This window comes from Clostridium sp. Cult2, assembly GCF_021655075.1.
Lineage (GTDB): Bacteria > Bacillota > Clostridia > Tissierellales > Tepidimicrobiaceae > Schnuerera.
The window spans coordinates 20772-30493 of the sequence record NZ_PPXX01000108.1 but is presented as its reverse complement, the minus strand read 5'-3'; the positions used below and the strand labels follow the sequence as shown (position 1 = coordinate 30493).

The 9722-nt window shown below is 31.5% G+C and carries 10 protein-coding genes and 1 other RNA gene; 4 read left to right on the top strand and 7 right to left on the bottom strand.

Features of this window, described 5'->3' with window-relative positions:
• Nucleotides 1–167, top strand: an RNA gene (gene ffs / locus C3E90_RS12030) — signal recognition particle sRNA large type; the annotation flags it as partial.
• A gap of 41 nt (nt 168–208) precedes the next feature.
• Here ffs and C3E90_RS12025 read toward each other — a convergent pair.
• From C3E90_RS12025 to C3E90_RS12010, 4 genes are read right to left on the bottom strand one after another with little or no spacing between them, the layout of a single operon-like run.
• Nucleotides 209–649: a flagellar protein FliS gene (locus C3E90_RS12025; protein ID WP_236915919.1), complete on the bottom strand. Its 441-nt coding sequence runs from the start codon at nt 647–649 to the stop codon at nt 209–211.
• Between the two features lie 13 nt (nt 650–662).
• On the bottom strand, nt 663–1580 hold the full coding sequence (locus tag C3E90_RS12020; RefSeq protein ID WP_236915918.1) for a flagellin N-terminal helical domain-containing protein: 918 nt from the start codon (nt 1578–1580) through the stop codon (nt 663–665).
• Complete coding sequence (locus C3E90_RS12015) at nt 1564–1770, bottom strand: hypothetical protein (RefSeq protein ID WP_236915917.1); 207 nt, start codon at nt 1768–1770, stop codon at nt 1564–1566. Before C3E90_RS12015 ends, C3E90_RS12020 begins: the two co-directional genes overlap by 17 nt.
• A gap of 8 nt (nt 1771–1778) precedes the next feature.
• Nucleotides 1779–4148, bottom strand: coding sequence for a DUF6240 domain-containing protein (locus C3E90_RS12010; protein WP_236915916.1), 2370 nt, complete (start codon nt 4146–4148; stop codon nt 1779–1781).
• A gap of 127 nt (nt 4149–4275) precedes the next feature.
• Between C3E90_RS12010 and C3E90_RS12005 the strand changes: the two genes are divergently transcribed.
• Genes C3E90_RS12005 through C3E90_RS11995 form a run of 3 tightly spaced genes read left to right on the top strand, consistent with a single transcriptional unit; the run spans nt 4276 to nt 6663 of the window.
• Nucleotides 4276–4722 (top strand): YaaR family protein, encoded by a 447-nt coding sequence (locus C3E90_RS12005; protein WP_236915915.1) that lies wholly within the window; start codon nt 4276–4278, stop codon nt 4720–4722.
• Between the two features lie 19 nt (nt 4723–4741).
• Entirely contained in the window at nt 4742–5038 is a 297-nt protein-coding gene (locus C3E90_RS12000) for a phasin family protein (RefSeq protein WP_236915914.1), read from the top strand.
• Nucleotides 5039–5082: 44 nt separating this feature from the next.
• Complete coding sequence (locus tag C3E90_RS11995; RefSeq protein WP_236915913.1) at nt 5083–6663, top strand: ABC1 kinase family protein; 1581 nt, start codon at nt 5083–5085, stop codon at nt 6661–6663.
• A 58-nt stretch (nt 6664–6721) separates the two neighbouring features.
• On the opposite strand, the gene C3E90_RS11990 is transcribed toward C3E90_RS11995, so the two are convergent.
• Genes C3E90_RS11990 through C3E90_RS11980 form a run of 3 tightly spaced genes read right to left on the bottom strand, consistent with a single transcriptional unit; the run spans nt 6722 to nt 9611 of the window.
• The gene (locus C3E90_RS11990) at nt 6722–6991 is read right to left on the bottom strand and encodes a metal-sensing transcriptional repressor (protein WP_236915912.1); all 270 of its coding nucleotides are present in this window, start codon (nt 6989–6991) and stop codon (nt 6722–6724) included.
• 14 nt (nt 6992–7005) lie between these two features.
• Nucleotides 7006–7212 carry a heavy-metal-associated domain-containing protein gene (locus tag C3E90_RS11985; RefSeq protein WP_236915911.1) on the bottom strand — a complete coding sequence of 69 codons (207 nt, stop codon included), beginning with the start codon at nt 7210–7212 and terminating at the stop codon, nt 7006–7008.
• A 26-nt stretch (nt 7213–7238) separates the two neighbouring features.
• Nucleotides 7239–9611, bottom strand: coding sequence for a heavy metal translocating P-type ATPase (locus tag C3E90_RS11980; RefSeq protein WP_236915910.1), 2373 nt, complete (start codon nt 9609–9611; stop codon nt 7239–7241).
• Between the last annotated feature and the right edge of the window lie 111 nt (nt 9612–9722).

The window sequence follows — 9722 nt, the reverse complement described above, 5'->3', positions numbered from 1 at the left end:
AATAAGTGGCGTTGACGAATGGGTCCTGCGCAACGAAAATCTATGAACCCCGTCAGGTCCGGGAGGAAGCAGCGGTAAGTAGACACTTTCGTGTGCCGTGGGGGTGCCTGTTTTGAGTTAACTGTTTAGGTAACGCCTGGGGTATAACGACAAGGCTGGGTGCACGGTTACATAGAAAATTAAGCTGTGGAAAATTCCACAGCTTTTGTTATCCTTCAAAACTTCTATTTCCATCTAATGTATATTCATCAAGATTTCCTTTGCCATAGGTAAGACCTGATACTGCCTTTGGTTTTTCTATTATTTCTAATTCTTTAAATCCTTCTAATATGGGTGTTAATATCTTGATATTAATTTCAAATAGAGATGGATTCCTTTTTATTTCCCCTTCAGTCATAGTCTTATTAATGTAAATATTAATTTCACGTAAAGTTAATGAAATTTCATCATCTCCACCAAATTGGACTAACAATTCTGTTAATATAGCTCTAGAGTGATTGTTTAAGTCTTTCACTATATCATAGTTCTCATCCTTTATGGCAGTGATACAATTTTTAAAATTATCAATTAATCTTTCATATAATATGGCTATAAGTCCTGCCTCATTGGTTGTAGAAATTCTTTTTTTTCGTTCTTGAATATCAGTCATCTATCTCATCTCCCTATTGTAATAGTTGGAGCATTGTTTGCGGTAATTGATTGGCTTGAGAAAGCATTGCCACACCTGCTTGTTGTAATATATTCAGTTTGACAAATTCACTCATTTCAAGAGCCATATCTGCATCTTCTATCCTTGATTTGGCAGCCGTTAAGTTTTCTGCTGTATTGTCCACATTTCTTATGGTATGTTCTAGTCTGTTTTGGTAGGCTCCTAGTTGGGAACGGTGTTTGGCTACTGTTGTTATAGCCTCGTTATAAGTGGATATTGCATTGCTAAAGTTTTCTGTAGTTAATTTATCATTGTCCACTTCAAATTTACCTTTATCACCACTATCATCTCCGGCAACTTTAATAAAATGACCATTTGGAGCAATATTTAGCTTACCAGATTCACTTCCTACAGTTATATTTATTTGAGACATTTCAATATCAATAAACTGACCTGAGTTAGCCCCTATTTGAAGCCTTAAATTTGTACCTGAACCCTCTGTAGGTCTCCCTCTCAATAAATATATCCCATTAAATGTAGTATCTTCACCAATCTTATTTATTTGTTCCGTCAACTCCTTCATCTCATCAGCAATAGCTTTTAAATCTCCTTCCTTTCCTTCTTCATATATTCCATTGGCCCCTTGCACTGCCAATTCCCTCATCCTTTGTAGCATAGCATGGACTTCATTTAATGCTCCTTCTGCTGTTTGAAGTAAAGATATACCGTCTAACGAGTTCCTAGAGGCTTGTCTAAGGCCTCTTATTTGAGCTTCCATCTTCTGTGAGATGGCTAGTCCTGCCGCATCATCTGCAGCTTTATTGATTCTTTTTCCTGATGATAATTTTTCTAAAGTTTTTTCCAGTCCATTATTGGTTATTCCTAACATTCTATGGGTATTTAATGCTGGTATATTATTGTTTATCCTCATTATTTTTCCCCTCCATTTTGTTTACATTTTCTATAAAGGATAAGGTCTCCCCGAGAATTTGGAACAATTCTTTAGGTACCTTTTCAACATTTTCCATGGCTAGTTCTTCTTTTATATCGATTTTGTTTTCAATCTTCTTCTTTTCGTAAGCTTTCTTCAATTGTTTTTTCGATACTAATCTTATTTTCATGTTCTCACCTAAAGGATATTATTTGGTTCTAATTTCTCTAAAGTATATCCGATTTTCTCTAATCCACTTTTAAGTAAATTTTCATTATCCTTAATCTTCTCTTCCTTTGCCATATTAAAATCCACATATACTTTGTCATCTTTCACCTGTATGTTAAACTTAACCTGTCCTAAGTTTTCCATATTCATATTAATATAAAATACCATCTTGTTTTTTTGGATTCCCTTATTTATATTAGGGATTATTAAATTTATATTATTATATCCTCCCTCTGTGGATATGGGTAGTTGAAGTATTAAATCATCTTTAGATAGTTGGTTTTGTAAATTAAAGTATTCTTCAATTTGTTTTATATAACCCTCTTTATCTTCGCCATTGAAATTAAAGGAGTTGTTTAAATCTTCAAAAGAATTTAATGTTTCTTTTAATTCTTCCTCCACTCCATCTTTACCTTTCTTAAGGGAATTGGAAAATTTCTTTATTTTATTCTCCAATATTTCAATTTTTTCTTTTAACTCTTTACTGTAATTATTTTTATTGGCTAAAAGTTCATTAAATATACTTCCTATGCCTTTTCCATTATTTAAAAGATAATTTATATTATTGATTTGGTTTATAGACATATTTAGTTGGTTTTTCATTATCACAGGTATTAAAGATTCTTCTTTCCCTTTAAGGTATTTTATTTCATTGACTAATCTTTGGGTTTCTCTATATCTATTTACCTTTCTATCTATATATTGGTTTAACTCTTCTAAGGCCATATGCTCTAATGCTACCCCTTCTTTAACGCTTATCTTAATTAAGTTTAATGTGGTATTGGATTTGGCATTTAAATACTCCTGTCTAATGAAACTTTCTTCAATATTAGTAATAGGTTCAACTGTGGCTTCATCCGTTGTAATTAGCTCTAAATGAGATTCATATAGATTGTTTAATGTTATAGAATTAAACCTTTTGGATACAAAGGCTATAGTTTGGGAATCTAATTCTCCTAATGTATTAAATATGTTGGAAATAATCCTCGCTTTTTCAATAGTCTTTCCATTTAATCCTTGGTCTAGATTGGCCTCTGTCGATATTATTGCCTTTAAATTCTCTATTTTAAAATCTTTTTCATTTTTAATCAGTTGGACTAATTCTTTATCTGTAATGGTTTTTAAGTTTTCTATTTCCTTTATGGCCTCTAATGGTTTTTCTAAGTTTCCATTTTCTTTTTTATACTCTTTATATTTGGTCTTCTCTAGTAATGTGGATATATCTTCCTTCAGTAAATCTACTCCTTCTTCCATTAAAAGGGCTACTTTTTCTTCATCTAAAAGGTCTATTAGTTCTTTTAAATTGGATTTCATATCTAATAATTTTCGATAGTTCTCCCATGTTGCCTCTACTCCATTTAATAAAAATTCCCTTATTATTTCTAGGTTTTCTCCCTTTGCCTCTAGGTTTAACTCCTTTAATATTTTTAATATATATTCTGAGCTTTCTTCCTTTTCTATGGTAAATTGTTCATATAAAGGGGATATTATGTTTTTATCTAGATTTTTACTATGATAAGAATGTTTATATTTATAAAGATTTTCAATATTAAAATATAAATCTTCTTTTAAAAAACTAACAAAGGTTTCATCATTATAATCTTTCAAGTCATAGAGCTTGTCTATTACCTCCATAACCCTTTCAATATTTTCCTTATCTATTGGGATTCTTTCCTTATATAAGGCTAATATGCTATCATAAACATCTTTTCCCATTGTCCTTCCATATATTTCTTTTGCAATTATTTCTGCTTCTCTATAGCTTAACTTTCTATTTAGTTTTATTAGTTCCTTAAAGGATAAACTATTTTTCCCATCCTTTACTTCAATTAAAGTTTCTGCAATTTTCTGGAGGGAATCCTCTTTTAAATCTATACCTTTATCCATTAGCTTAATACAAGAATCAAAATCTATATTTTCTATTATTACACTTAAATATTTTTTGGACATAAAAAAGGTATTTAAATTATCTTTAGTTACTGAAATCTGATTATCTATTAAATATTCTATACCTTTTATTGTTTCATCTGAATCCTCTAATCCTAATCTTTTTATTATTTCCTTGAAATTTACAGGCTTTACCTCTTCTTTGTTTTTTTCTTCTACCTTTATGGATAATATTTTTTCTTTGTCTATATTAATTTTTTCTCCAATTTCCTGTTGTATTTCTTCTTTCAATCTCAATGAATACATTATATTTTTGTTCTCTATAGACTTTTCAATTTTTATATCTTTTCCCTTTTTTTCTACTAAGATGCCCTCAACATCATAAAAAAGGGTAGGTTTTAAGCCATAGGCATTTATTATATTTTCTTTAGTATTTAAATTTATCGCTTCCATTAAACCATCCTCTTATAATGATTTCATTTAATATATCGACAGATTTTTTATTAATCTTTAAGCAAATGTTATATTTTCATATATATTGCCGATAGTATATAATAGAATAGTAAGGGAGAGTGACTTTATGGCAAGGATAGAAAAGGTTGGTGTCAATAATCTACAACAGGTGGATAGTATAAAATCTACCAATAGAAAGGAAATACACGAAACCTTTAAAAATAAGCTTATGGAAATTGAACAAGAACATATTCGAGAGCAGCTTAAGGTTTTATACGGTAGAATAGAAGCCCAATCTGAAAAACTTCAAGACAAATTGTTTATTGAAGATTTAATCCAATATAAAAAACTAGTAAAAGAATTTTTGGATATTACAGTGAATAACTCTCATGTGTTTTATAAGGAAAATTCTTTGGATAGAAGAGGACGTCATAGGGTATATTCTTTAGTAAAGAAGGTAGATAATGAATTAGATGAATTGACTAAGGATTTTTTAAATATTGAAAACAATAGGATAAGAATATTGAAAAGATTAGACAATATTAAAGGTTTGCTTTTGGATATTCTTACATAGTATGAAAGGAGGGCAAGTAATGGAAGATTTAATTAAAAAGGTATTCTTTGCTGGTGTAGGTACTTTAGCTCTAACCTATGAGAAAGCCAATGAACTTGTAAAGGATTTGGTTGAAAAGGGAAAGATTACTGTAGAACAGGGAAAACAATTAAATGAAGAGCTTAAAAGGGTTGTAAAAGACAATGCCCCAGAAGCTCAGAATATAACGGATGTTGAAATGAATATAAAGACCTATTTAGATAGTTTAAACTTAGCAACTAAAGATGATATAGATAATATTAATAGAAGAATAGATGAATTAGAGAAAAATAATTAATATGGGGGGATAGACCATCTTGAAATACAAGATGGTTTCTTAATATGGATAATGATTATTCAAAAAAGAGATTTAGAGAAATTATTTCGGTAGCCTTAAAACACGGATTTAAAAATGGAATAGGAGAACCGAAAGAACTGAGATTATTTTTGGAAGAGCTAGGACCTTCCTTCGTTAAGATTGGACAAATTTTATCCACTAGAGCAGATATTATTCCTATTGAATATATTAATGAACTTCAAAAATTGCAAGATGATGTAAGCCCTGAGGAGTTTATCATTATGAAGGAAGTTATTGAATTTGAATTAAAAGGTTCTATTGATGAAGTATTCATGGATTTTATAAAAACTCCTATTGCCTCTGCCTCTTTATCAGAAGTATATCTGGCTAAATTGAAAACAGGAGAGAGAGTTGTAGTAAAAGTTCAAAGACCCTTTGTAAAGGAAAAAATGCTATCGGATATTAAAATATTAAAAAAATTAGCTCCCTTTATCAATTTCACTACTACAGGTGAAGTAGTAGATATGAAAAAAGTAGCAGACGAGTTGAGTACCGCAACTAAAAAGGAACTGAACTTTATAGAAGAGATGAATAATATAATTAAATTCACAGAAAACAACTTAGATGTAAAATTCATGACAGTTCCGAAAGTATATGCAGAATACTGTACCCCCAAAGTTCTAGTAATGGATTATATATCTGGTATCAAAATTGATAATACAGGTAAACTAAAGGAAAAAGGCTATGATATTCATGATATAGCTACTAAAATAACCTATAACTATTTTAAACAGGTTTTTGAAGATGGCTTTTTCCATGCAGATCCACATCCTGGAAATATTTTAATCTATGAAAATACAATTAGCTATATCGATTTTGGTTTGATGGGAAGTTTAAATTCATCTTTAAAGAAAAATTTAAATGATTTTCTTGAAGGTGCTTCAACAAAAGATATAGATTTAATGACTAAATCCATTCTAAAAATCGGCATAAAGAAAGGCCCTATAGATTTAAATAGACTATATAGGGATATAGAAATATTATATAGTACATATATAGATGAGGCTATTCACGACTATGATATTCCTCAAATATTGGAAGAGGTTATACTAGTCTGCAAAAAAAACAATATCAATATGCCTCATAATATTACTCTCTTAATTAAAGGAATGATAACCCTTCAAGCAGTATTGGCCAAAATCGATAGGAATATAACTTTAATGGATATAGCCTTGCCCTATTTTAAAAATCAAATAATAAAAGAAAAGTTTAAAAATTTAGATTTCACAGAAATGGCAGCTTTTTTATATTCTTCATTTAAATCCACCTTTCAACTGTCCACAAAGGTTATAGATATTATCAATACAGCACTAGAAGGAAGATTAAAATTAAATCTGGAACTAAAAAATATGGAAGAAAATTTTAATGAGATAAACAAAATGGTAAATAGGCTTATATTTGCCATTATTGTGGCAGGATTATTAGTAAGTTCCTCTTTAGTCATTAATGCCAATGTAGGTTTAAAAATATATGGCATTTCTTCTATAGGAATTGTTGGTTACCTAGGGGCAGGAGTGGCAGGGTTGTTACTATTAATTTCAATAGTCAAATCAGGAAAGCTTTGATTAATAATTGAATAAGTTTCTTTCTTATTCAATTTCAAGAAAGAAACTTATCTATATATTATTTAATATATTTATCTATTATGGTGATTATTTCTTCTATTTTTTCCTCACCTTCATCTTCACCTTCTAATATAGCATCTTTTACACAGGACCTAATGTGGCCGTTTAATACGTCTATATTAGCTTTTTTCAGTAGGGCTATGGCAGATAAGATTTGAGTAGATACATCTACACAATATCTATCTTCCTCTATCATCCTAATTATTCCATCTACTTGCCCTCTTACTGTTTTCAATTTCATAGCTGCTTTTTCCTTGCCTTCATTCATAATATCACCTACTTTTAATTTATTTCTATTACATCATAACCTGCCTCTTCTACTGCTTCCTTTAGAGCTTCTTCTATTAGATTATCTCCTACAACCTCTACCTTCTTACTCTCCAGATTAACATCTACATTAGATACTCCTTCAAGTCCCTTTAACGCATTAGTAACCGCCATTACGCAATGATTACATGACATACCTTCTACCAACATAATTTTTTTCATTTTAATTCCTCCCTCGGATTGAATTATTACTTAAAATTCTTTAGTCTAAGTGAATTAGTAACTACAGATACAGAACTAAAGGCCATGGCTGCTCCTGCTATCATTGGATTTAAAAATCCTAAAGCTGCAAAGGGAATACCTATTGAATTATAGAAAAAGGCCCAAAATAAATTTTGTTTAATAGTCTTCATAGTCCTATGGCTTAGCCTTATAGCTGTAACTATACTCATTAAATCCCCTCTCATAAGGGTAATATCTGCTGCTTCCATAGCCACATCTGTGCCAGTTCCTATGGCAAATCCTATATCTGCTGCTGCTAACGCTGGAGCGTCGTTGATACCATCTCCTACCATGCCTACATTTTTGCCTTCAGATTTTATATTTTCTACCACTTCTGCTTTGTTTTCAGGTAATACCTCTGCTAAAACATTATCTATTCCCACTTTTTTGGCTATAGCTTTAGCCGTTCTTTCATTATCTCCTGTTATCATATATACTTCTAATCTTATATTTTTCAACTCTTCTATTGCCTTTTTAGAACTTTCTTTTATCTGATCTGCTACTGCAATTATTCCTGAAATATCCCCATCTATTCCTACTATCATGGCAGTTTTCCCCTCTTCTTCTAACCTATATAGTTCCTCCTCTGCCTTTTCTATACCAATACCTGATTCTAACATTAGCTTTCTATTGCCTACATAGATTTCCTTTCCTTCAAAAGTAGCCTTTAAGCCTTTCCCTGGTATAGCCTTAAAGGTTTCTGCCTCTTTTATCATTAGTAACTCCTCTTCACCTTTTCTAACTATAGCCTGACCTAAAGGGTGTTCAGAAGTTTTCTCTACTGTTGCTGCAATTCTAAGAAGCTCATCCCTATCCATAGAATTAAATGTTATTATATCCGTTACTTCTGGTTCACCTTTAGTTATGGTACCAGTTTTGTCGAATACTATTGTTTCCATCTTATGAGCTCTTTCCAAATGTTCTCCTGATTTAATTAGTATTCCATTTTCAGCACCTTTACCAGTACCTACCATGATAGCTGTGGGTGTAGCTAACCCTAAAGCACAAGGACATGCAATTACTAAAACTGCTACTGCATTTATAAGCCCTGTATTAAAATTGCCTTTCACTAGATAAAAGCCCATGAAGGTTACAATAGCGATAATAACCACTATTGGTACAAATATACCAGAGATTTTATCTGCCAGCCTTTGAACAGGAGCTTTGGAACCTTGAGCGTCCTCTACTAGTTTAATTATCTGGGATAGAACTGTGTCCTTCCCAATCTTTTTGGCTTCAAACTTAAAAGAACCAAATTTATTTATGGTAGCTCCTATAACTTCATCTCCTTCAGTTTTATCTATGGGGATACTTTCTCCAGTTATCATGGATTCGTCTATAGAAGAATGACCTTCTGTAATAATTCCATCTACTGGTATTCTCTCTCCTGGTCTTACTACTACGATATCACCTATATTTACCTTTTCTATTGGAATATCCTCTTCTACTCCATTTTTTATTACTCGTGCAGTCTTAGGTTGTAATCCCATCAACTTTTTTATAGCTTCTGAAGTTTTTCCTTTAGCTACAGCCTCAAAGGTCTTTCCTAATAGTATCAATGTAATAATAACTGCTGAAGCTTCAAAATAGAATTCTGCCACTCCAACAATTACATTGTATAGACTATAAAAGTAGGCTGCAGATGTCCCCATGGCTACTAATACGTCCATATTAGCTCCTCCACCCCTCAACGAGTTAAAGGCTCCTTTATAAAATCTATAGCCTATTATAAATTGGACAGGGGTTGCTAATAGCAGTTGGAAATATCCATTGGTGAAAATATTATCCTTTCCTGCCATGTGGAAAAACATAGCTGAAAATAGGGGTAAACTAAGGATTGCTGATATAATGAAAGAAGTTTTAAGGGATTTTATCTCCTTTTCTCTCAATTCCTTTTCCCTATCCATATCCCTTTCTATTTCCAGCTCTGCCTTATATCCTGCTTTTTCTACTGTTCTTATTAATGCTTCATCTTCTACAGCTCCGGAAGGAAATTCTACAACTGCCTTATTGGTAGATAGATTTACATTGGCTTTTACCACTCCTTCAAGTTTATTTAAAACTTTCTCTACCCTAGAAGAACACGCTGCACAAGTCATGCCTTCGATTAGTAAGGTCTTTTTAACTAAAGGCACTTCATAGCCTGTCTTTTCTATAGTTCTAATCAATTCATCTACATTTACTCTGTCCCTATCGAATTCAATGGTAGCTTTTTGGGCAAGTAAATTTACTGATGAATCTATAACCCCCTCTTGTCTTTTAATTGCCTTTTCTACCCTAGAAGAACATGCTGCACAGGTCATACCTACTACATCTATAGTAACTTTCTTACTTATCATATTATCAACTCCTCTTTTTAACTTATCCCCCCTCTGGGGGGTGGTCTATTTTTATTATATCACATATATATACTTTTTAAAACATATTTTTCCCAAAATCCATAAAGCCTA